Annotated in this window: 22 protein-coding genes and 1 riboswitch; of the genes, 14 read left to right on the top strand and 8 right to left on the bottom strand. The window is 66.4% G+C overall.

Annotated features, from left to right (window positions below):
• Positions 1–10: 10 nt before the first annotated feature.
• The 3 genes from HUW10_RS03685 to HUW10_RS03675 all read right to left on the bottom strand — a co-directional run bounded on the left by HUW10_RS03685 (position 11) and on the right by HUW10_RS03675 (position 2,512).
• Positions 11–970 carry a GNAT family N-acetyltransferase gene (locus tag HUW10_RS03685; protein ID WP_174502266.1) on the bottom strand — a complete coding sequence of 320 codons (960 nt, stop codon included), beginning with the start codon at positions 968–970 and terminating at the stop codon, positions 11–13.
• Positions 971–1,398: 428 nt separating this feature from the next.
• Positions 1,399–2,175, bottom strand: coding sequence for an exodeoxyribonuclease III (locus HUW10_RS03680; RefSeq protein WP_174502265.1), 777 nt, complete (start codon positions 2,173–2,175; stop codon positions 1,399–1,401).
• Positions 2,176–2,182: 7 nt separating this feature from the next.
• On the bottom strand, positions 2,183–2,512 hold the full coding sequence (locus tag HUW10_RS03675) for an iron-sulfur cluster assembly accessory protein (RefSeq protein ID WP_236656190.1): 330 nt from the start codon (positions 2,510–2,512) through the stop codon (positions 2,183–2,185).
• 91 nt (positions 2,513–2,603) lie between these two features.
• On the opposite strand from HUW10_RS03675, the gene HUW10_RS03670 reads away from it, so the two are divergent.
• The 13 genes from HUW10_RS03670 (at position 2,604) to HUW10_RS03610 (ending at position 13,898) form a co-directional block, all read left to right on the top strand.
• Positions 2,604–3,746, top strand: coding sequence for a deoxyguanosinetriphosphate triphosphohydrolase (locus HUW10_RS03670; RefSeq protein WP_174502263.1), 1,143 nt, complete (start codon positions 2,604–2,606; stop codon positions 3,744–3,746).
• A gap of 9 nt (positions 3,747–3,755) precedes the next feature.
• The gene (gene argS / locus HUW10_RS03665) at positions 3,756–5,546 is read left to right on the top strand and encodes an arginine--tRNA ligase (RefSeq protein WP_174502262.1); all 1,791 of its coding nucleotides are present in this window, start codon (positions 3,756–3,758) and stop codon (positions 5,544–5,546) included.
• Positions 5,547–5,568: 22 nt separating this feature from the next.
• Positions 5,569–6,447 (top strand): SPOR domain-containing protein, encoded by an 879-nt coding sequence (locus HUW10_RS03660; protein WP_174502261.1) that lies wholly within the window; start codon positions 5,569–5,571, stop codon positions 6,445–6,447.
• A 10-nt stretch (positions 6,448–6,457) separates the two neighbouring features.
• Complete coding sequence (gene nagZ / locus HUW10_RS03655; protein WP_174502260.1) at positions 6,458–7,384, top strand: beta-N-acetylhexosaminidase; 927 nt, start codon at positions 6,458–6,460, stop codon at positions 7,382–7,384.
• Positions 7,381–8,076: a site-2 protease family protein gene (locus HUW10_RS03650; protein ID WP_174502259.1), complete on the top strand. Its 696-nt coding sequence runs from the start codon at positions 7,381–7,383 to the stop codon at positions 8,074–8,076. Before nagZ ends, HUW10_RS03650 begins: the two co-directional genes overlap by 4 nt.
• The gene (locus tag HUW10_RS03645; RefSeq protein WP_174502258.1) at positions 8,063–8,857 is read left to right on the top strand and encodes a ScpA family protein; all 795 of its coding nucleotides are present in this window, start codon (positions 8,063–8,065) and stop codon (positions 8,855–8,857) included. The genes HUW10_RS03650 and HUW10_RS03645 overlap by 14 nt, the downstream gene beginning before the upstream one ends.
• Positions 8,850–9,422: an SMC-Scp complex subunit ScpB gene (gene scpB / locus HUW10_RS03640; protein WP_174502257.1), complete on the top strand. Its 573-nt coding sequence runs from the start codon at positions 8,850–8,852 to the stop codon at positions 9,420–9,422. Before HUW10_RS03645 ends, scpB begins: the two co-directional genes overlap by 8 nt.
• Before the next feature lie 48 nt (positions 9,423–9,470).
• Positions 9,471–9,914 (top strand): twin-arginine translocase TatA/TatE family subunit, encoded by a 444-nt coding sequence (locus HUW10_RS03635; protein WP_174502256.1) that lies wholly within the window; start codon positions 9,471–9,473, stop codon positions 9,912–9,914.
• A gap of 9 nt (positions 9,915–9,923) precedes the next feature.
• Positions 9,924–10,730, top strand: coding sequence for a twin-arginine translocase subunit TatC (gene tatC / locus HUW10_RS03630; RefSeq protein ID WP_174502255.1), 807 nt, complete (start codon positions 9,924–9,926; stop codon positions 10,728–10,730).
• A complete protein-coding gene (serS, locus tag HUW10_RS03625; RefSeq protein ID WP_174502254.1) occupies positions 10,723–12,033 on the top strand; it encodes a serine--tRNA ligase in 1,311 nt (436 codons plus the stop codon). Before tatC ends, serS begins: the two co-directional genes overlap by 8 nt.
• Positions 12,034–12,108: 75 nt before the next feature.
• Complete coding sequence (locus HUW10_RS03620; RefSeq protein WP_174502253.1) at positions 12,109–12,978, top strand: MBL fold metallo-hydrolase; 870 nt, start codon at positions 12,109–12,111, stop codon at positions 12,976–12,978.
• An 18-nt stretch (positions 12,979–12,996) separates the two neighbouring features.
• The gene (locus HUW10_RS03615; protein ID WP_174502252.1) at positions 12,997–13,434 is read left to right on the top strand and encodes a YeeE/YedE family protein; all 438 of its coding nucleotides are present in this window, start codon (positions 12,997–12,999) and stop codon (positions 13,432–13,434) included.
• Positions 13,434–13,898 carry a YeeE/YedE family protein gene (locus tag HUW10_RS03610; RefSeq protein WP_174502251.1) on the top strand — a complete coding sequence of 155 codons (465 nt, stop codon included), beginning with the start codon at positions 13,434–13,436 and terminating at the stop codon, positions 13,896–13,898. The genes HUW10_RS03615 and HUW10_RS03610 overlap by 1 nt, the downstream gene beginning before the upstream one ends.
• Here the strand turns inward: HUW10_RS03610 and HUW10_RS03605 are convergent.
• From HUW10_RS03605 to thiC, 5 genes are all read right to left on the bottom strand, one after another.
• Positions 13,847–14,254: a metalloregulator ArsR/SmtB family transcription factor gene (locus tag HUW10_RS03605; protein ID WP_174502250.1), complete on the bottom strand. Its 408-nt coding sequence runs from the start codon at positions 14,252–14,254 to the stop codon at positions 13,847–13,849. The genes HUW10_RS03610 and HUW10_RS03605 overlap by 52 nt on opposite strands.
• Positions 14,255–14,426: 172 nt before the next feature.
• Positions 14,427–15,194, bottom strand: coding sequence for a thiazole synthase (locus HUW10_RS03600; protein WP_174502249.1), 768 nt, complete (start codon positions 15,192–15,194; stop codon positions 14,427–14,429).
• A gap of 1 nt (position 15,195) precedes the next feature.
• Positions 15,196–15,402, bottom strand: coding sequence for a sulfur carrier protein ThiS (gene thiS / locus HUW10_RS03595; RefSeq protein ID WP_174502248.1), 207 nt, complete (start codon positions 15,400–15,402; stop codon positions 15,196–15,198).
• Positions 15,399–16,520, bottom strand: coding sequence for a glycine oxidase ThiO (gene thiO, locus HUW10_RS03590; protein ID WP_174502247.1), 1,122 nt, complete (start codon positions 16,518–16,520; stop codon positions 15,399–15,401). Before thiO ends, thiS begins: the two co-directional genes overlap by 4 nt.
• A 4-nt stretch (positions 16,521–16,524) precedes the next feature.
• Complete coding sequence (gene thiC / locus HUW10_RS03585) at positions 16,525–18,345, bottom strand: phosphomethylpyrimidine synthase ThiC (RefSeq protein ID WP_174502246.1); 1,821 nt, start codon at positions 18,343–18,345, stop codon at positions 16,525–16,527.
• 42 nt (positions 18,346–18,387) lie between these two features.
• Positions 18,388–18,492, bottom strand: a riboswitch (TPP riboswitch).
• 426 nt (positions 18,493–18,918) lie between these two features.
• Between thiC and HUW10_RS03580 the strand changes: the two genes are divergently transcribed.
• Positions 18,919–20,697: a bifunctional diguanylate cyclase/phosphodiesterase gene (locus tag HUW10_RS03580; protein WP_236656188.1), complete on the top strand. Its 1,779-nt coding sequence runs from the start codon at positions 18,919–18,921 to the stop codon at positions 20,695–20,697.
• Positions 20,698–20,711 lie beyond the last annotated feature (14 nt).

Here is a 20,711-nt window from a genome sequence, read left to right as displayed (position 1 = left end):
CGAAAGGGCTCTACCGGCCGAGAGCCCGGCGCACGCCCTGCAATGCGGTCAGCAGCGCCGAACTGCGCGAGACGCAATAACGCGGCACGACATTGCCGCCAAATCCGCTCAGCATCAGATGGTTTGGCAGCGCGCCATCCACCACGTGGATATTGTCCATGTCGAAGATGCGATTCGCCGCTGCCGCATCCTGAATGGCGCGCCAGATCAGCAGGTTGATGGCACCGAAATGGGCTGACGTGTCCCGTGCCGACATGAAGTAGAACTCACGGCGCTTGCACCAGACCGTCAGGATTGCGGCCTCCGGAGTATTGTCGGGCCTGATCGCGGCCAGCACCCGCCCGCGCCGGCGCCGCAGAACCTCGCCTGCCAGCGCCGCCAGCGTCGCGTCATCGTAATGGTTCCTGCGGTCGTTCCGGCGCAGGCAATCCCTGTAGAAATCGAGGAAGCGCCCCGGTTCGTCCCACGCCGTCACGGTCAGCCTGTCGCTTCCGCGGCGAATGGCATTGCGGGTCTTGTCCCGCATCGCCTTCCACAATTGCTCTTCCGGGCGCGGCGCAATTTCGACCGACCATTGCACTGTGCTCAGAAATCCCGCCTTGTCGAACGCCAGCGTATTGGCGGTTTCCGGATGCAGCCTGAACCAGACATGCGCAGCCTTGGGAAGCTGGGCGATCAACTGGCTGCAAATCTCGATACCCTTCGTCGATTTGACGGCCCCGGGGGGATCGAACTCCGCAGCGATCGCCGGTCCCAGACAGTGCGTGAGATCGGGAATCCGCACGACGTCGAAGCTGCGCGCCCGGCGCTGGACAACAAAGGGCAACCGCCCCGCAAGACGTCCGCCGGATTCGACGATGACCTCTCCGAACGTTCCGCCTGAAGCGGCTTCGAGCCACCATGGTTCGTGGAACACGGTAGGGGATAACGCGGAGGTTCCCGATACGGTGCCGCTCACGCCAAGATCCATGATTTTCCTCCTCGGAAAATCAATAGGCGTGGTCGCGGACGTTAGCGATGTTTCAGTTTGTCAACAATAATGAATGTTCGCATATTGAAATATGTATGAATAGTTAATGAATATCAGCGTGAACGAAGAGAGAAAATCACATGTTCACCGGAATGGACATACTAACATCAAGCAAATGTGATTATCGAGATTGTCCGAAACAAGCCAGGCTCGCCACTCCTACCGGGCTGGCCGGCCAGCAGACATCTTCTTTCAGGAAGCTGGTAAATAATCATCCAAAGGCCGCGCGTGTTCCGTCTCGGCATCAGTCAGCGGCTAGAGCACGTTCCGATCCTTTTGGATCGGATGTCATGCTCTATCATACTAATAAACCGAGTATCTTTATCCGATCAGATGATTGCATCTGATCGGATGATGCTCTAAGCTGCTCAGATCTGGTCGCGGAGCGTCACGATCACTGGGACATGGTCGGAAGGTTGCGGCTTGTCCCGCTCCTCGCGCGCGACACGCACCGCGTCGAGCCGTTCTGCCACCCGCGGCGAGAGCAGCGCATGGTCGATCCGCAGCCCGCGGTCGCGCTGCCAGGCGCCGGCCTGATAGTCCCAGAACGTGTAAAGCGTTTCGTCCGGATGCAGCGCCCGCAGCGCATCGGTCAGGCCAAGCCAGATCAGTGCGCGGAACGCTGCCCGGCTTTCCGGACGCACCAGCGCATCATCCGCCGGCAGCGCGCCTTTGGCGAGATCGGCATCGGTCGGGCAGACATTGTAATCGCCGGCCAGGATGAAATCGCGATCATGCTCAAGCAGGGAGGCGGCGTGAAGACGCAGCTTTTCCATCCAGTCGAGCTTGCCGGCGAAACCCTCGGCGCCACCGGAGTTGCCGTTGGGCAAATAAAGATTGCCGACCAGCAGCCCCCTGGTCTCGATCTCGATGAACCGCGCCGCAGCGTCCTCCGCCTCGCCGGGCAGGCGGCGATGCCTCACCGTTACCGCCTCGCGCGAGAGCACCGCAACGCCGTTATACGCCTTCTGCCCGACGATCTCGGCGTGGTATCCCTCCGCCTCGAAGATTGCGGCGGGAAACTGCGCCGCCTCGCACTTGATTTCCTGCAGCAGCAGCAGATCCGGCTGCTCGCGCTTGAGGAAGTCAGCGACAAGCCCGGCCCGCGTACGCGCCGAGTTGACGTTCCAGGTTGCGATCCGCACGCCGCGCTCAGTCGACCGAGAAGGACGTGCCGCAGCCGCAGGACGAGGTCGCGTTCGGGTTGCCGACGGCGAAATAGGCGCCCATCAGCGTGTCCTTGAAATCGAGCTCGGCGCCGTCCAGCAGGTCGAGGCTCGCGGGGTCGACGATCACCTTCGCGCCGCCGCGCTCGAACACCACGTCATCGGCTGCCACCTCGCGGGTGAGATCGAACTTGTATTGAAACCCGTTACAGCCGCCCGCCAGAACTTCGACCCGCAGGGCCGAATCGGGGTTTTCCGCCGCAACGATGGCGGCAATCCGCGCCGCCGCCGCCTCACTGATCCGGAACCGGTCCATCGTATCGCTCATGGAGGGCAATATAGGCGCTCATCCGCCGGATCGCCAGCGTCGCTTGGACAAGCCTGCGCTCTCCTAGTAAGCCGGGGCCATGTCACTCGCCCCCTATGCCGCCCGCGCCGGGGCCTCGCGCGGCCGCCAGCATCCCGAACCCGAAAGCGCGACCCGCTCCCCCTTCGCGCGCGACCGCGACCGCGTGCTGCATTCGGCCGCCTTCCGCACATTGCAATACAAGACGCAGGTCTTCGTGATCCACGAGGGCGATTTCTATCGCACGAGGCTGACCCATAGTCTGGAAGTGGCGCAGATCGCCCGCAGCATCGCCCGCGGCCTCCGGCTCGACGAGGACCTGACCGAAACCCTCGCCCTTGCGCACGATCTCGGCCACCCGCCCTTCGGCCATGCCGGCGAGGCCGGGCTGAACGATGCGCTCGGCGAGCATGGCGGCTTCGATCACAACGCCCAGAGTCTGCGCACCGTCACCCTGCTGGAGCGCCGCTATGCCGGGTTCGACGGTCTGAATCTTACCTGGGAGTCGCTCGAAGGCCTCGCCAAGCATAACGGCCCGCTGACCGCGCCACCCGCCTATATCGCCGCCTTCGATGCCGCCTATCCGCTCGATCTCGCCCGCCAGGCCTCGGCCGAGGCGCAGGTCGCCGCCCTCGCGGACGATATCGCCTATCACGCCCATGACATCGATGACGGGCTGCGTGCCGGCCTGTTCACGGCGGACGATCTTGCCGCCGTGCCGATCATCGGCGCCACCCTGGCAGAGGCCCGCGCTCTGACGGCCGACCCGGTCCGCATCCGCGCCCATGCCGTGCGGCAGATGATCGGCGTGCTGGTCAGCGGTGCGCTGGCCGAAAGCCGCCGCCGGATCGCCGCCCTCGCACCCGCCGATTCCGACGCGGTGCGCGCTTGCCCCGACCCGGTGATCGGCTTCGCGCCGGAGCTTGCGGCAGAGAATGCCGAAATCCGCCGCTTCCTGTACGCGCGGATGTATCGCCAGTGGCGCGTCAACCGGATGACCCACAAGGTCGAGCTCGTGGTGCGCGACATGGCCCGCCTGCTGCTCGCCCGGCCGGACCTGCTGCCCGATGACTGGCGCAACGCCGCCGGCGCGCCGCGCAGCATGGCGGCGGCCGAGGCGGTGCGCGACTATATCGCCGGCATGACCGACCGCGCCGCGCTCGACGAGCATCGCCGCCTGACCGACCCCCATTCTCCCGCCTGAGGTTTCCGCATGTCCCACAACATCTTCACCGCCCTGCGCCGGCTGATCCTCGCCGAGATGGCGCGTCTGTTCCCGGCCCTCGATTCGGAGGTGCAGGCGCGGATCGAGGTGTCGCCGACGCGCGAGGCAGCGCATGGCGACATGGCGACCAATGCCGCGCTGATCGCCGCCAAGCCGCTCGGTCGCCCGCCGCGCGAGATCGCCGCGGCCCTCGCCGCAGCACTTGCGGCGCTGCCGGACATTGCGAAGGCCGAGCCTGCCGGACCCGGCTTCGTCAACCTGACCCTGGCCGATCCGGTCTGGCACGCCGAGATCGCCGCCATCCTGCGCGCCGGCGAAACCTTCGGCGCGAGCGCGATGGGGCAGGGGCGGCGCGTCAATGTCGAATACGTCTCCGCCAACCCGACCGGCCCGCTCACCGTCGGCCATTGCCGGGGCGCCGTGGTGGGCGACGCTCTGGCCTCGCTGCTGGCCAAGGCCGGGTATGATGTCACCCGCGAATACTACATCAACGATGCCGGCGCGCAGGTCACCGCACTCGCCTGGTCGGTCTACTGGCGCTATTTGCAGGCCCTCGGCACTCAACTCACCGAGCCGGATTTTGCTGCGGCGACCCCGACCGGCCTGCAATATCCGGGTGATTACCTGGTCCCGGTGGCGGAGACGCTGGTCGCCGCCCATGGCGATGCGCTTGCCGGCCCCGGCCTGTCCATCGCCTCCGCCGAGGCCTGGCTCGACACCGTCCGCCGCCACGCGATCGAGTCGATGATGGCGCTGATCCGTGAGGATCTCGCCGCCCTGAACGTCCGCCAGGACGTCTTCACCAGCGAGGCGGCGCTGATCGCCGCGGGCGGCGTGGAGCGCGCCGAGGCGATCCTGCGCGGGCAGGACCTGCTCTACGAGGGCGTGCTTGAGCCGCCGAAAGGCAAGACGCCGGAAGATTGGGAGCCGCGCGAGCAGACACTGTTCCGCGCCACCGGCTTCGGCGATGATGTCGATCGCCCGGTGCGCAAGTCGGACGGCTCGAATACCTATTTCTTCAACGACATCGCCAACCATGCCGACAAGATGGCCCGCGGCTTCGATACGATGATCGATGTCTGGGGGGCCGATCACGGCGGCTACGTCAAGCGGATGCAGGCGGCGGTGAAGGCGCTCGCCGCCGGGCGCGACGCCTCGCTCGACATCGTGCTCTGCCAGATCGTCCGCGTGATGAAGGACGGCACGCCGATGCGCATGTCGAAACGCGCCGGCACCTATATCGAGCTGCGGGACCTGATCGACGCGGTGGGGCCGGATGTGGTCCGCTTCATCATGCTGATGCGCAAATCCGACGCGCAGATGGAGTTCGATCTCGATGCCGCGGTGGCGCAGACGCGGGAAAACCCGGTTTTCTACGTGCAATATGCCCATGCCCGGTGCCGCTCGGTGCTGCGCGCCGCAGCCGAGATGCCCGAACTCGGCGAGACCGCCGATGCCGCCCTCGCGGAGGCCGCGCTCGACAGCCTGACTGCGCCCGAGGAACTGGCGCTGGTCCGCCGCCTCGCCGCCTGGCCACGCCTCGTCGAATCGGCAGCACAGGCACGCGAGCCGCACCGAATCGGATTTTTCCTGTATGATCTCGCTGGTGATTTCCATGCGCTGTGGAATGCTGGCCGTGCCGATACAACATTGCGCTTCATTCAGGCCGAGGCGGCCGAGGCCAGCCGGGCGCGGCTTGCGCTGGTGGCGGCAACCGCGGTGGTCATTCGCTCCGGCCTCGCCGTGATGGGCGTTGCCCCGGTCGAGGAGATGCGCTGAGCGGCACCGGCCGCCCGGAGAGATGATGGACCGACAGGATTACGAAGACGAGATCGACATTCCGCCCTATGCCGTGCGGCGTCCGCCCACGCGCGGGTTCGATCCTGAAATGCGCAGGATCGCGCTCATCGCCGGCGGCTTCGCCGGGGCGATCGTCCTCGTCGCGCTGATCTGGGGTGGCGTGCGTCCGCGTCTCGGCCCGCCGCCTGTGATCAAACCGCCGCCGGGGCCGATGCGGACGGCGCCTTCCAATCCAGGCGGTCTTCAGGTGCCCGGCGCAAACGAGCAGATCATGTCCGGCACCACGGCGTCCGGCCCGCCCCAGCTCGCGCCGCCGACACCCCAGCCTGATTTCTCCAAGCTCGCCGCCGAGGCGAAGCCGGTGCAACCTGCACCCAAATCCGCTGCCTCCTCCAGTTCTGCGGCTGCCCCCTCGGCACCCTCCGGGTCGCCCGAGCCCAGTTCGGCGGTGGCGCTGCCGCCACCGCCACCGCTGCCGTCGGCAAACCCCGCACTTGAAGCGAAAACCGCTGCCACACCACCCGCGGAGGCACCACCTGCCGCCCCGCCGGCTGCTGCAGCAGCCGCCGCGCCGAACCGGCAGATCGGCAAGGCGATGCCGACGATCATTCCACCGAAACAGGCCGCCAGTGCCGGTCCGCATGACATCCAGCTCGGCGCCCTCGTCTCGATGGCGAAGGCCAACGAGGCCTGGCAGATTCTGCTCGCCCGCGTGCCCGACCTGCTGGCCGGCCGCAGCCCTGTGGTGGTGCCCGGGACGGTGAACGGGCAGACCTTCTACCGGCTGCGCCTTGGCGGCTTTGCCAGCGCCGCTGACGCTGCCGCCTTCTGCGACCGGCTCAAGGCGCGCCATGTCGCCTGCTACGTTCCGCCGAAGTGAGACATCGACCATGAAGGCCGCCATACTCGGCATCGCCGGCACTACCCTTGCGCCGGAGGAACGCGCGCTGTTCGCCGAACATCCGCCGGCGGGCGTGATTCTGTTCGGCCGCAACATCGTCGATCCCGCCCAGCTGCGCGACCTCGTGGCCGCCCTGCGCGAGGCACTCCCCGCGGAGGCGGTGCTGATGGTCGACCAGGAAGGCGGCCGCGTGGCCCGGCTGCGCGCGCCGCACTGGCCCGAGCTGCCACCCGCCGCCCGACTGGGCGCAATGTTCGCCGCTGACCCGGACGCCGCCCGCAACGCCGCCCGCGCCCACGGCGCCGCGATCGGCGCGATGGCCCGCGATACGGGGTTCGACGTTGTCGCCGCGCCGGTGCTCGATGTCCCGGTTCCCGGTGCGCATGACGTGATCGGCGATCGCGCGATCGCCGCCGACCCCGCCGTGGTCGGTGCGTTGGGGGCTGACATCGCCTGGGGTCTGATATTCCAGGGCGTCGTGCCGGTGATGAAGCACATGCCAGGCCACGGCCGGGCGGGGCTCGACAGCCATCACGGTCTGCCGCGCGTGACCGCTGTGGAACTCGATGCCGATATCGCGCCCTTCGCGGCAAATCGCGACCTGCCCTGGGGCATGACGGCGCATATTCTCTACGAGGCGCTCGACCCGGCCAATCCGGCGACCTTCTCGCGCCGGATCATCAAGGACGTCATTCGCGGGCGGATCGGCTTCCACGGCATCCTGGTCAGCGACGACCTCGCGATGGGCGCGCTCGACGGCACGCCTGACTCCCGCGCCCTGCGCGCGCTTGCCGCCGGCTGCGACCTCGCGCTCTATTGTCCCGGCGAGTTCACCGCCAACCGCGCGGTGCTCGAAGCCGTGCCGGATCTCGACAAGGCGCTGATCCCCCGCCTGAAACTGACGGCGGCGCCATGATCCAGAACCCCATCCTCTCGGTGGCGATCAGCGTGCTCGCCGCGATTCCGGCGATCGTGCTGCATGAACTCGCGCATGGCTACGCCGCGCTCGCTCTGGGCGACCGGACGGCAAGGCACGCCGGGCGGCTCTCGTTCAATCCGCTGCGTCATGTCGACCGGTTCGGCACCGTGATCCTGCCGCTGTTTCTCATTGCCAGCCAACTCCTGACCATCGGGCGGATCGACTTCATGTTTGGCTGGGCGAAGCCGGTTCCGGTCGACCCGACCGGTTTCCGCGATCCGCGGCGCGGCATGGCGATCGTCGCCGCCGCTGGCCCGCTGTCGAATTTCATCCTGGCCCTTGCCGCGGCCTTCGCCATCGCCGCCTTCGGGACTGTGCCGGTGCTTGGCGATTTCCTGCTCTATTTCCTGCTCTTCAACATCGTCCTCGGCCTGTTCAACCTGCTGCCGCTGCCGCCGTTCGACGGCGGGCGGATCGCCGTCGGCCTGCTGCCGCTGCCCGTCGCCCGGATGCTCGCCCGCGTCGAGCGGCTCGGCATCCTGCTCATCCTCTCGGTGATCTTTGTCCTGCCCGCGCTGCTCGGCCAGTTCGGCATCCGCTTCAACCCGGTATCGGACGCGCTCGGCCTTTGGGTGCCGCGCGTCGCCACGTGGTTCCTCCACCTTGCTGGCGTCAATGCCGGATTCTGACCCCGGCCCGCAGCCCGAACCCCTCGAAGCTTTCATCGTCCGCTTCGAAGGGTTCGAGGGACCGCTCGACCTGCTGCTGGAACTCGCCCGCAGCCAGAAGGTCGATCTCGCCAATGTCTCGATCCTCGCCCTCGTCGAACAATATCTCGCGATCGTCGAGGGAGCACGGCGGGTACGGCTGGAACTCGCGGCGGACTGGCTGGTCATGGCGGCCTGGCTTGCCTGGCTGAAATCCCGCCTGCTGCTGCCCGAAGACGAGACCGCCGCCGAGGAGGGCGAGATCGCCGCCGACGTTCTCGCCGCGCGCCTTCAGGCACTCGAGGCGATCCGCGAAGGGGCCGCCTGGCTCGGTGCCCGGCCACAGCTTGGCCACGACGTCTTTCCCCGCGGTGCGCCTGAGGATTTCACCGAGATCGACCGCTCGCGGCTGCGCGTCGACCTCACCTCGCTGCTGACAGCCTATCTCGCCGCCCGCCGCCGGTCCGGCGCGAAGCGGCAATACCGGCCGAAGCCGATGAATTTCTGGTCGGTGCAGCAGGCGCTGGAACGCCTGACCCGGCTGCTCGGCGCCACGCGGGACTGGACCGATCTCGCCGGCTTCCTGCCGCCCGAACTGCCCGATTCGCCCGAACCGCCGCTTGCCCGTCGCGCCGCCCTTTCCAGCACGTTGCTGGCCGGTCTCGAACTGGCCCGCGACGGCCAGCTCGCGCTCCGCCAGGAGCAGCCTTTCGGTCCCATCCAGATCCGCCCCGGCCCGGAGCCAGAACCCGACCATGAATGATACCGCCCCACCCAGCTCCAGCCCGCCCAGCTCCCGCCCACACGCTGAACGGCTGATCGAGGCGGTGATCTTCGCAAGCCGCGAACCGGTGCCGATGCGCACCCTTGCCACCCTGCTGCCCGAAGGCGTGGATCTCGACACCGTGCTGGCGACCCTCCGCGCCCGCCACGAGGGCGGCGGAATCGAACTCGTCGAGGCAGGGCAGGGGATGATGTTCCGCACCGCGCCGGATCTCGCGCCCTCACTTCGCCGAGTGGTAGAAATCCCCCGCCGCCTGCCGCGCGCGGCGATGGAAACGCTCGCCGTCATCGCCTATCACCAGCCGGTCACCCGTGCCGAGATCGAGGAGATCCGCGGCGTCAGCCTCTCGCAATCGGCGCTCGACGCGCTGCTGGAGGCCGATCTGGTCACCCCGGCCGGCCATCGCGAGGCGCCGGGCCGCCCGGCGCTCTGGGCGACAACGCCGCATTTCCTGGTCCAGTTCGGCCTCAAAACGCTGCGCGATCTGCCCAAGCGCAGCGATCTTCTGGTCGAACCGGCCAGCCCGGCCCCGGCCGATCCTTGACCTCGGGCGCAGGACTGCTAGCAGAGAGGCCGGTTTAAGCGGACGGATATGCTCGGATTTTCCTGGCCAGAGATTGGCGTGATTTTGATGGTGGCGCTTGTCGTCATCGGACCGAAAGACCTGCCGGTGGCGATCCGCACGGCAACCGCCGGGCTGCGCAAGATGCGCGGCCTCGCCAGCGAGTTCCAGGGCCATGTCCAGGAACTCATGCGCGAGGCCGATCTCGCCGATATCGGCAATGATCTGCGCAATCTCCGTAATTTCGATCTCGGCAGCACGATCGAGCGTCATGTCGACCCCGATGGCACCATTCGCAGCAGTTTCGACCCGATGGACGGCGACAGTTTTGCCGTTCCCTCGGCCGCCGATGCCGCGATCGAGGGGGCGGCGGATGACGAGTTGCCGCCCGACATGCCTGCTTTCGTCCCGCCTGACGCGGTGCGCGCCCGCCCGGTGCCCGCCTTCATTCCCCCCGGCACGCGACTCTGGTAGGGCTGCCGCATGACATCTGACGAGACCGAAACGCCGCAGAACGCGGACCCGATCAACGACAAGGAAATGCCGCTGCTCGACCATCTGGCCGAGTTGCGCCGCCGCCTGCTCTGGTCCGGCCTCGCCTTTCTCGCGGCCTTTCTCGTATCGTATTACTACGCACAGCCGATCTATCACTTCCTCGCCCAGCCGCTCGTCAACATCCTCAAGGAGCGAGGACAGAAGCCGGAACTCGTCTACACCGCGCTCTACGAAGCGTTCTTCACCTATGTGAAGGTCGCGATCTTCGCCGCCGCGTTCATTTCCTTCCCGGTCATCGCCTCGCAGATCTGGCTGTTCATCGCGCCTGGCCTGTACCGGTCGGAAAAACGTGCATTGCTGCCCTTCCTCATCGCCACCCCGGTGCTGTTTTTCGCCGGCGGTGCGTTGGCATATTATGTCATATTTCCAAACGCTTGGAAGTTTTTCCTAAGTTTTCAAACCAATCCGCACGACGCCAGTTTCCAGATCAACGTGCTGCCGCGCGTCTCCGACTATCTCAATCTGGTGATGAAGCTGATTTTCGCTTTCGGCATCTGCTTCGAGTTGCCGGTGCTGCTGACGCTGCTCGGCCGGGTCGGCATCGTCAACGCGGCGGCGCTGAAGAAATACCGCCGCTATGCCTATGTCGGCTGCTTCATCGTCGCGGCGATCCTCACGCCGCCCGATGTCTTCACCATGACCGGCCTCGCGGTGCCGCTGATCGCCCTGTTCGAGCTGTCGATCTTCGCGGTGAAGATGGTCGAGCCGAAAGCCGAGGTTTCAGAAGATGCATGACCTGAAAGCCATTCGCGACGACGCCGCGGCCTTTGCCGCCGCGATGCGCCGGCGCGGGATCACCGGTCCCGAATTCCCCGGTTATCCGGCCGAAGGGGCAGAGCACGCCATAATGGCGCTCGACCGTCAGCGGCGCGATGCCCAGACCGGGCTGCAAACCCACGAGACCCGCCGCAACGAACTTGCCCGCGCGATCGGGCAGGCCAAGCGCGGTGGCGAGGATACGACGGCCCTCGAAGCCGAAGGCGCCGCGCTGCGCCAGTCGATCGAGACAGCCAACGCCTATTTGGCGGAATCGGCGCGGAAGCTGGACGAGATGCTCGCTGTCCTGCCCAACATCCTCGACGCCGACGTGCCCGATGGCCCCGACGAGTCCGCCAATGCGGAGCAAAAGCAGGTTGGCGCGCCGCCCGCGTTCGATTTCGCGGCAAAGCAGCATTTCGAACTGGGCGAAGCTCTCGGCCTGATGGATTTCACCGGTGCTGCCAAGCTCGCCGGCGCCCGCTTCACGGTGCTGCGCGGCGATCTCGCCCGACTCGAACGCGCCCTCGGCCAGTTCATGCTCGACCTGCATGTGAGCGAGCATGGCTATACGGAGGTTTCGCCGCCGCTGCTCGTCAACGACGCGACGATGTACGGCACCGGCCAGCTCCCGAAATTCGCCGAGGACCTCTTCCGCACCACCGACGGGCGCTGGCTCATCCCGACCGCCGAGGTTCCGCTGACCAACCTCGCTGCCGGTGAGATTCTCGATGCCGCCAGCCTGCCGCTGCGCATGACGGCGCTGACCCCGTCGTTCCGCTCCGAGGCCGGCTCGGCCGGGCGCGACACCCGCGGAATGTTGCGCCAGCATCAATTCTGGAAGGTCGAGCTCGTCTCGCTCACCACGCCGGAGGCCAGCGCCGACGAGCACGAGCGGATGACACGCTGCGCCGAAACCGTGCTGGAGCGCCTCGGACTGGCCTATCGCCGTATGCTGCTCTGCTCCGGCGATACCGGTTTTTCCTCGGCCAAGACCTATGATCTCGAAGTCTGGATGCCGGGGCAGGGGACCTATCGCGAAATCTCCTCCTGCTCGAACTGCCGCGGCTTCCAGGCCCGCCGCATGAACGCCCGCTATCGTCCTGTCCAGACCGGCCCGAAACCGGCAAAGCCCGATTTCGTCCACACGCTGAACGGCTCCGGCGTTGCAACCGGCCGCGCCCTGATCGCGGTGATGGAGACGTATCAGAACGCCGATGGCTCGATCACGATTCCCGAAGCCCTGCGCCCCTATATGGGAGGGCGCGACCGGATCGGCTGACCTCGCAGCCTATTGACCGCGGCGGCCAGCCGCTCATATTCGATGCACAGAATATGAATGCACGAGGAGGCTGCGATGGCTCTGCGCCCCGAGATATTGCCGTTTTTCGACCCCGCGACGAGCACGATCAGCTACATCGTGGTCGACCCCGCGACATTGCGTGCCGCGATCATCGATTCGGTGCTCGACTACGATCCCAAGGCCGGCCGGGTTTCCACCAAATCCGCCGATGCGCTGATCGCCGCGGTACGCGAGCGCGCCCTCACCATCGACTGGATTCTCGAAACCCACGTTCATGCGGATCATTTCTCGGCAGCGCGCTACATTCAGCGCAGCCTGGGCGGAGGGGTGATCGGCATCGGCGATCAAATCGCGCCGGTACAGGAAAATTTCGCCGATATATTCGATCTAGGCCCCGATTTCCCTACGGATGGACGGCAATTCGACCATCTGTTCCGGGATGGCGAACGCTTTGCGATCGGCACGATCGAGGCAGAGGCCATCTATACTCCCGGCCATACGCCGGCCTGCATGTCCTATCATGTGGGCGATGCCGTCTTCGTGGGTGACACGCTGTTCCAGCCTGATTATGGCACCGCCCGCTGCGATTTTCCCGGCGGCGACGCCCACGCGCTCTATCGTTCTGTCCAGCGTCTCTACACCCTGCCGGATGAAACCCGGGTCTTTACCGCGCATGACTACCAGCCCGGCGGCCGCCCTCCGCAATGGGAGAGCACGATCGCGGAGCAGAAGGCAAAGAACCTGCAGATCAACGCCGGCATCGGCGAGGCGCAGTTCGTCGCCATGCGCGAGGCGCGGGATGCAACCCTCGCAGCCCCGGTACTGATCCTGCCATCGCTGCAGGTGAACATCCGTGGTGGCGACCTGCCGGACCCCGGGCCGAACGGACGGCGCTACCTCAAGATTCCGCTCAACACGCTCTGACGGCGAGGACCTGGCCGCATGCTGCTTCCCGTGCTCTTTCGCACGCGCTTCACTCCGCTGCCTGATCTCGCGGGCGGGCTGATGATCGGCGCCTCCGCCGCCCTACTCTGGGTCGGCATCGGCCGGATCGCCGGCATTACCGGTATCGCCGGCGACCTGATTCAGCGCAGCGGGCGGGAGTGGCGGCTCGCTTTCATCTCCGGCCTGGTGCTCGCCGGCCTGCTTGCCCGTGCCGCCGGTGCTGCGCCCGCCATCCATGTCGCCGCTGGTCTGCCGGTGATGATCGGCGCCGGCCTTCTGGTCGGTATCGGCACCGCACTCGGCGGCGGATGCACCTCCGGCCATGGCGTCTGCGGCCTCGCCCGCGTCTCGCCGCGCTCGATCGTGGCGACGCTGGTCTTCCTCGGCATCGCCGGCCTCGTGGTTTTCCTCACCCGTCATCTTGGAGCCGCCTGATGCGCCAGACCTTGGTCGCCCTCGCCGCTGGCCTGCTTTTTGGCGCCGGGCTTCTGCTCTCCCGCATGGTCGATCCCGCCAAGGTGCTCGGCTTTCTTGACATCGCCGGGCATTGGGACCCGAGCCTCGCCTTTGTCATGGGGGGTGGCGTGATCGTCGCGGCAGCCGGATTCGCTCTTGGCAAGCGCCTGGGCAAACCGCTGGCTGGCGGGCATTTTCCGCTGCTGCGGCGCAGCGGGATCACTCCGCGCCTTGCAGGCGGGGCCGCGATATTCGGGATCGGCTGGGGGCTGGCCGGTCTTTGCCCTGGCCCGGCCATAACCGCTCTGTCGCTCGACCCGCTAGCGATCTGGCCATTCGTGGTCGCGATGTTCGTGGGGATATGGATTGTCCGCGGGCTGGATGCCGCGCGTCAGTCGCAGCCCCCCGCCTTGTCGATGCCGGCGGTGCAGAACAGGCGGTAGATCAGCCCGACCAAATCGCGCGCCGCGTCGCTGCCCAACGCGTAATAGATCGTCCGCGAATCACGGCGAGTCGTGACCAGCCCGTCCTGTCGCAGTCGCGCGAGCTGCTGCGACAGATGCGCCTGGCGGATGCCCAGCTCCCGTTCGAGCTGTCCCACCGAGGCCTCGCCATGTGTGAGATGGCAAAGGACCATCAGCCGGTGCGGGTTGGCGATGCACCGCAGGAACTGTGCCGCGGTGGTCGCGTTTTGCATCATCGCATCGAGTTCAATCTCGGTTTCGCTGTCGACCGCCATCGTTTTCAGTTCGCCAGTCCGCAGCGAACCACCGGCTGCCAGGGGTGCGTGCTGACCCATTTCTTTGTCCCCGTAATCAAACTCTCTTTAACGAGACGAAGTATGGTCCGGTCGGCAACGATTTGGCAATATCAAAGACCTGATCCAGCGGTGGCAAAATGAGACCCAAGGGCTGAGCCGGTCGCGAAGCTCCCACGGCCTGCGCCGGCCAGGGACGGCCATGCGGTGAGCTTCAGGCGCCGATCAGCCCAAGCTCCGGGCTCGACGCCTCGGCCCGCAGCCGTTTCGGGATGCGGCCGGCAGCGCGGGCACCATACCCGGCCTCCACCGCTGCCCGCATCGCCGCCGCCATGCGCACCGGATCATGCGCCCGGGCGATCGCGGTATTGAGCAGAACCGCGTCGCAGCCGAGTTCCATCGCCAGCGTCGCGTCCGATGCCGTGCCGATCCCGGCGTCGAGCACCACGGGCACCGCGCTCTGCGCGCAGATTCGCTCGATATTGTAGGGGTTGGCGATGCCAAGCCCGGAGCCGATCGGCGATCCCAGCGGCATCACCGCTGCTGCCCCGAGATCGGCCAGCTTGCGGCAGAGGATGGGGTCGTCGGTGCAATAGGGCAGCACGGTAAAGCCGGCCTTCACCAATACGCCGGTCGCTTCGATCAGCAGTTCGGCGTCGGGATACAGGGTTTCCCGGTCGCCGATGATTTCGAGCTTGATCCAGTCGGTCTCCAGCGCCTCGCGCGCCAGTTCGGCGGTCAGCACCGCGTCGCGCACGGTCGAGCAGCCGGCGGTGTTCGGCAGCAGCCGGTAGCGCCCGCCCAGCGCGTCGAGCAGCGAGCCGCCATAGGCATCAAGGCTGATCCGCCTGATCGCCACGGTGACCAGCGACGGGTCGGCTGCCTCCAGCGCGTCAAGCAGCACCTGCTGGTTCGGATAGGCGCTGCTGCCCATGAACAGGCGCGAGCCGAGCCCGACGCCGGCAATCTCGAATCCGCTCATCTCAGCCTCCTCCGACCGCGCGAACGATCTCGACCTCGTCGCCCGGCACCAGACGCGTGCGTGCCCAGGCCGCCCGCGGCACCACGGCGGCATTCAGCGCCACTGCCAGGCCTTTCGTCTCGTGTAGCCCCTTCGCCTCCAGCAACGCGGCAATGCTCGCTGCAATCGGCTCAAACGTACCGTTCACCCGGATTTCCTCGCGATTCACGCCGCACTCCTGACCCGCGTGAACCGCTCGATGCCGAACGGGGCCATGCGCGGATCCAGCCTCTGTTCCAGGATCGTCGCCGCCATCGCTGCAGCTGTAACCGGGGTGAGCAGGATGCCGTTGCGGTGGTGCCCGGTGCAGAACATCAGCCCGGGCAGGGCGCTCGGCCCGAGCACCGGCGCATCGTCGCGCGAGCCGGGCCGGAAACCGACCCAGGTTTCCACCACAGTGAGGTCCTCGATGCCCGGCAATGCGCGCCAGGCGCCATCGAGCAGCGAATACAGCCCGCCGGCCGTGATCGCGCCATCGAACCCGCGCTCCTCGACCGTCGCACCGACGATCAGCAAGCCGCTCCGCCGCGGCACCAGATACGCCCGCGGCGCCCAGATCACATGACGCAGCAGGGGAGCCGCCGGATCCATCTGGACAGACAGCATCTGTCCCTTGATCGGGCGGACCGGCGGCAACGGCACCGGCAGATCAAACCCGGCGGACCAGGCGCCCGCCGCCAGCACGACCACATCGGCCTCGTGAACGCCCTCTTCTGTCACCACACCCCGTGCGCGGCTGGCATCGGTCTCGATCCGCAGCACAGGCATCCGCTCACGCAGCACGCCGCCCGCGCGCCGGAACGCTTCGGCCAGCGACGCCGTCGCGGCCCTGTTGTCCACCTGCCCGTCAGCCGGCGAGAATACAGCTCCCGCCAGTTGCGGCGCGAGATAGGGCTCGCGCGCTCGCGCCTCGGCCGGTGTCAGCCACTCAAGCTCGATGCCCTGGCGTTTCTGGAACTCCATGTCGTGCCGCAGCTTCGCGGCATCGTCACGGTTGAGGGCGATCAGCATCGTGCCCTCGCCGCGCAGCCCGACCTCCATGCCGGAGGCGGCCTCCAGTTCCGCCGCGAAATCCGGCCAGAGTGCCTGCGACTCCCGGTTGAGAACGCCGAGTGCCTGCTCGCCCGGCTCGGTTTCGCACCCCGCGGCAAGCATCCCGGCCGCAGCATGACTAGCGCCGCGACCGATCGTATCGCGCTCGAACACCGTGGCTTCGGCGCCGCGCTGCGCGAGGCGCCAGCCCAGGGCGAGCCCGATGATGCCGCCGCCGATGATGGCGACCTTCATAGTCTCACTCCGCTGCCTGATCCTCGACATAGATCTTGCTGCCGCCGTCGCGGAACTCGGCAGCCTTCTGCGCCAGACCCTCACCGCGGGCCACTTCGTCGCGAATGTCCTGGGTGATCTTCATCGAGCAGAATTTTGGCCCGCACATCGAGCAGAAATGCGCGACCTTGTGCGCCTCCTTGGGCATCGTCTCGTCGTGGAAGGCGCGCGCCGTATCAGGGTCGAGGCCGAGATTGAACTGGTCCTCCCAGCGGAACTCGAACCGCGCCCGGCTCACCGCATCGTCGCGCAGCTTCGCCGCCGGATGCCCCTTGGCGAGATCCGCCGCATGTGCCGCGAGCCGGTAGGTGATGACACCCGTCTTCACGTCATCGCGGTTGGGCAGGCCGAGATGCTCCTTCGGCGTCACGTAGCAGAGCATCGCGGTACCGAACCAGCCGATCATCGCCGCCCCGATTGCCGAGGTGATATGATCGTAGCCGGGCGCGATATCGGTGGTCAGCGGCCCGAGCGTGTAGAACGGCGCCTCGTGGCAGACTTCGAGCTGTTTTTCCATGTTTTCCTTGATCTTGTGCATCGGCACATGGCCGGGGCCTTCGATCATCACCTGGCAGCCCTTCGCCCAGGCGATCTTGGTCAGCTCGCCAAGTGTCTCCAGCTCGGCGAACTGTGCCGCATCATTGGCATCGGCGATCGAGCCGGGCCGCAGCCCGTCGCCCAACGAGAACGATACGTCATACTTGCGCATGATGTCGCAGATCTCGTCGAACTTCTCGTAAAGGAAGCTCTCGCGGTGATGCGCGAGGCACCAGCGCGCCATGATCGAGCCGCCGCGCGAGACGATGCCGGTCACCCGCTTCGCCGTCAGCGGCACATGGGCGAGCCGCACCCCGGCATGGATGGTGAAATAATCCACACCCTGCTCGGCCTGTTCGATCAGCGTATCGCGGAACACTTCCCAGTCGAGCTTGTCCGGATCACCGCCGACCTTCTCCAGCGCCTGGTAGATCGGCACCGTGCCGATCGGCACCGGCGAATTGCGCATGATCCAGGAGCGGATGTTGTGGATGTTCCGTCCGGTCGAGAGGTCCATCACCGTATCCGCGCCCCAGCGGATCGCCCAGACCAGCTTCTCGACCTCTTCTGCGGCTCCCGAGGTCACCGCCGAATTGCCGATATTGGCGTTGATCTTGACGAGGAAGTTGCGGCCGATGATCACCGGCTCCAGCTCGGGGTGGTTGATGTTTGCGGGAATGATCGCCCGCCCCGCCGCGATTTCGCTGCGGACGAATTCCGGCGTCACGAATTCAGGAACCGCCGCGCCGAACTGCTCGCCATCCGCCCGCCGCGTCGCCGCACCCTCGGCTGCTTTCGCCCGGCCGAGATTTTCGCGGTGGGCGACATAGATCATCTCCTCGGTGACGACCCCGGCCCGCGCGTATTCATACTGCGTCACCAGCGCGCCTTCCTTGCCGGCGAACACGGTCCGTCCGGCGGGGCAGGGGGGCACCAGCCGGTCCGGTGCCGCAAACCCATTGTCCTCCGGCTTCACCGTCCGGCCGGAGACGGCGTCGAACCCGCGCCGTCCGATCCACGCGCCGCGCACCTGCGGCAGGCCATTGTCGAGATCGAGGTTGAAATGCGGGTCGGTGAACGGGCCCGACGTGTCATAGATCCGGAATGGCGCCTCTCCCGCGCTCGGATGCAGGTCGATCTCGCGGAACGGCACGGCAATATCCGGCCGGTCGGTGGGCGAGGAAAAGACCTTCCGTGAGCCGGCGATCGGGCCGGTGGTAACGGTGGCTGGCTTGGACTGGACGTTCATGGCGCGCTCCTCGTAACAGGGACCACGCTTGGGCGTATGGTTCGGTCTGGTTGATCCCGTCCCTCCGCCGGCGCAACCCGGATCAGGTTCAAAGGGTTGCCGGACATCCAGCTCTCAGCGCCTGTGGGCGCACCCCTCGGTCTGGCCACGATGGGTCTCGCGGCGTCGCGAGTCAAGTGCGCTCCCGACTTGTCGGAATCCGAAACGTTTTGTTCACCTTTTCAGGCTATACAAATGAATGATTTCGGCATCACGGAGACCGACGATCGACATGAACGGTTCTACCCCGGCCCCCCTCCGGCACTCCCGTATCGGCCGCATCGGGCCTGATGCGCGGGCACGGGCCTTCGCTGCAGGGGGACTGCCGCCAGATCTCGCGATCGTCCTCAGCCGGCTCGGGTTCGGCCTTCTATCGATGCCGCGTCGGCTTCCGTTCCCCCGGTGCCCCATGGGATTGCCGTCGTGACAGCACGGGAAGCTTCATGTTCCGCCTTCGATCCCACGGAAATCGATCAACTGCGCGCGGCTCTGGCGCAGGCCACAACCGACCTCGCCCGCGATCTGCCCGCCGGCATGGCGCATCCGGCCGTGCAGAAATTCAATCGCGTCGCGGGTCTCGCGCTCGATGTCGCCCAACGTTCGATCGGGTGCGCCCGCCAGGCGCTCGACGACCTGCAGACCGTCCATCGCATTGCCCGGATCGGCAACTGGCGAATCGCCGCCGAGGACCGTCGCGCGACATGGTCGGCCGATATGCACGAATTGTTCGGCACGGATCCCGCGTCGTTCATTCCGCATGAGGACACGCTGACCAGCCAGATGGACGAGGCCGACCGCGCCACCTTCCTCGCGACCTTTGCGACCATTTTCGAAACCGGCGAGCCCGCCGCGGTGGAAGTCCGGCTCGATGGTTGCGGCGAGGGTGCGCGGCGCTGGTTCTGGATCGACATGCGACCGGAGACCAGCCCTGCCGGTGCGGTCATTGCCGTGCGCGGATTCTGCCAGGAAATCACCGACCGGAAGCTGGCGCTCGAGCGAATCCGCTTCATGACCTCGCATGACCCTTTGACCAGCCTCATCAATCGTGGGCATCTGTTGGAACGGCTCGACCAGGTGCTTGCGGAGGCACGGCGGCGCCGGGAAAACGTCGCACTGCTCACCTTTGACATCGACGATTTCAAGGGAATCAACGATCTTTTCGGCCATTCGGCGGCAGACGGCGTGCTCCGCGAGGTTGCCGCGCGGATCAGTCGCCAGGTTCGCGAAACTGATCTCGTTGCCCGCGTCGGCGGCGACGAATTCGTCGTGGTTGAAGCCGGTTGCGAGGAGCCGGAGATTGTTGAAGCGCTGGCGCGGCGCCTGTTGCGTGCGATTGCCGAGCCGATCACCCTCGCCGATGGGCGTGAGATCGCCATTTCCGCGTCCGTGGGCATTGCATTGCATCCGTTCGACGGCATGACCTCCAGCGCGCTGCTCGCCCATAGCAGCCAGGCCCTGCATGTCACGAAAAAGGAACGGCCCAACAGCCTCGGTTTTTACGATGCCACGATCCAGTCGGAATGGCAGAAACGCCGGGTTCTGGAACAGGATCTCAGGCTGGCACTCCAGCATCGGGAATTGTCGCTGGTCTATCAGCCGATGATCTGCATGCGCACCACCCTGTGCAGCGGTTTCGAGGCGTTGCTGCGCTGGAACAGTCCGGTCCACGGTCCCGTCGCTCCCGATCTCTTCATTGGCCTCGCCGAATCCATCGGCCTCATGGAGGAGGTCGGTACATGGGTCTTGCGCGAGGCCTGTGCAGAGGCTGCACGTTGGTCGGTGCCGCTGACCGTGGCGGTTAACGTCTCGCCCATCCAGATCCAGCAAGGCGATCTCGCTGCAATCATTACCGACATCCTGCGCGAGACCGGTCTGCCGCCTTCCCGGCTCGAGATCGAGGTCACCGAATCCATGCTGATTCGCAATTTCGAGCGGGCTGTGGATACGTTGCAGCGGATCAAGGCGCTCGGCGTCGGCATCTCTATCGACGATTTCGGCACTGGCTATTCCTCGCTGGCAACGCTGCGCGCCTTTCCTTTCAACAAGCTCAAGATCGACCGCAGCTTTGTCCGCGATCTGGCCGAAGAATCGGAATCCCTTGCCATCGTCAATGCGGTCCTTGGCCTCGGGCGCGGGCTGCGCCTGCCCGTGGTGGTGGAGGGCGTGGAAACCGAGCGCCAGGCCGACATCCTGAGGGATTGCGGGGCCGATGAAATCCAAGGCTATCTTTTCGGGCGGCCATCGCCGATCTCGACCTACAGCGCGATCACCGATGCCATGCGCCCGCAGCACCGCTCCATCTCTATCCAGTGATCCAAAAAACACCA

Origin of the sequence: Acidiphilium sp. C61 (assembly GCF_905116885.1) — a bacterium.
Taxonomy (GTDB): Bacteria; Pseudomonadota; Alphaproteobacteria; order Acetobacterales; family Acetobacteraceae; genus Acidiphilium.
Note: the sequence above shows the minus strand (reverse complement) of the source record. Positions and strands in the feature narration are given on the sequence as shown.

Bases quoted from the DNA above. Each gene is read 5' to 3' on its own strand.
- HUW10_RS03685 (WP_174502266.1), bottom strand. From the start codon at position 970: ATGGATCTTGGCGTGAGCGGCACCGTATCGGGAACCTCCGCGTTATCC.
- HUW10_RS03675 (WP_236656190.1), bottom strand. From the start codon at position 2,512: ATGGACCGGTTCCGGATCAGTGAGGCGGCGGCGGCGCGGATTGCCGCC.
- HUW10_RS03670 (WP_174502263.1), top strand. From the start codon at position 2,604: ATGTCACTCGCCCCCTATGCCGCCCGCGCCGGGGCCTCGCGCGGCCGC.
- argS (WP_174502262.1), top strand. From the start codon at position 3,756: ATGTCCCACAACATCTTCACCGCCCTGCGCCGGCTGATCCTCGCCGAG.
- HUW10_RS03660 (WP_174502261.1), top strand. From the start codon at position 5,569: ATGATGGACCGACAGGATTACGAAGACGAGATCGACATTCCGCCCTAT.
- nagZ (WP_174502260.1), top strand. From the start codon at position 6,458: ATGAAGGCCGCCATACTCGGCATCGCCGGCACTACCCTTGCGCCGGAG.
- HUW10_RS03650 (WP_174502259.1), top strand. From the start codon at position 7,381: ATGATCCAGAACCCCATCCTCTCGGTGGCGATCAGCGTGCTCGCCGCG.
- HUW10_RS03645 (WP_174502258.1), top strand. From the start codon at position 8,063: ATGCCGGATTCTGACCCCGGCCCGCAGCCCGAACCCCTCGAAGCTTTC.
- scpB (WP_174502257.1), top strand. From the start codon at position 8,850: ATGAATGATACCGCCCCACCCAGCTCCAGCCCGCCCAGCTCCCGCCCA.
- HUW10_RS03635 (WP_174502256.1), top strand. From the start codon at position 9,471: ATGCTCGGATTTTCCTGGCCAGAGATTGGCGTGATTTTGATGGTGGCG.
- tatC (WP_174502255.1), top strand. From the start codon at position 9,924: ATGACATCTGACGAGACCGAAACGCCGCAGAACGCGGACCCGATCAAC.
- serS (WP_174502254.1), top strand. From the start codon at position 10,723: ATGCATGACCTGAAAGCCATTCGCGACGACGCCGCGGCCTTTGCCGCC.
- HUW10_RS03620 (WP_174502253.1), top strand. From the start codon at position 12,109: ATGGCTCTGCGCCCCGAGATATTGCCGTTTTTCGACCCCGCGACGAGC.
- HUW10_RS03615 (WP_174502252.1), top strand. From the start codon at position 12,997: ATGCTGCTTCCCGTGCTCTTTCGCACGCGCTTCACTCCGCTGCCTGAT.
- HUW10_RS03610 (WP_174502251.1), top strand. From the start codon at position 13,434: ATGCGCCAGACCTTGGTCGCCCTCGCCGCTGGCCTGCTTTTTGGCGCC.
- HUW10_RS03605 (WP_174502250.1), bottom strand. From the start codon at position 14,254: ATGGGTCAGCACGCACCCCTGGCAGCCGGTGGTTCGCTGCGGACTGGC.
- HUW10_RS03600 (WP_174502249.1), bottom strand. From the start codon at position 15,194: ATGAGCGGATTCGAGATTGCCGGCGTCGGGCTCGGCTCGCGCCTGTTC.
- thiO (WP_174502247.1), bottom strand. From the start codon at position 16,520: ATGAAGGTCGCCATCATCGGCGGCGGCATCATCGGGCTCGCCCTGGGC.
- thiC (WP_174502246.1), bottom strand. From the start codon at position 18,345: ATGAACGTCCAGTCCAAGCCAGCCACCGTTACCACCGGCCCGATCGCC.
- HUW10_RS03580 (WP_236656188.1), top strand. From the start codon at position 18,919: ATGGCGCATCCGGCCGTGCAGAAATTCAATCGCGTCGCGGGTCTCGCG.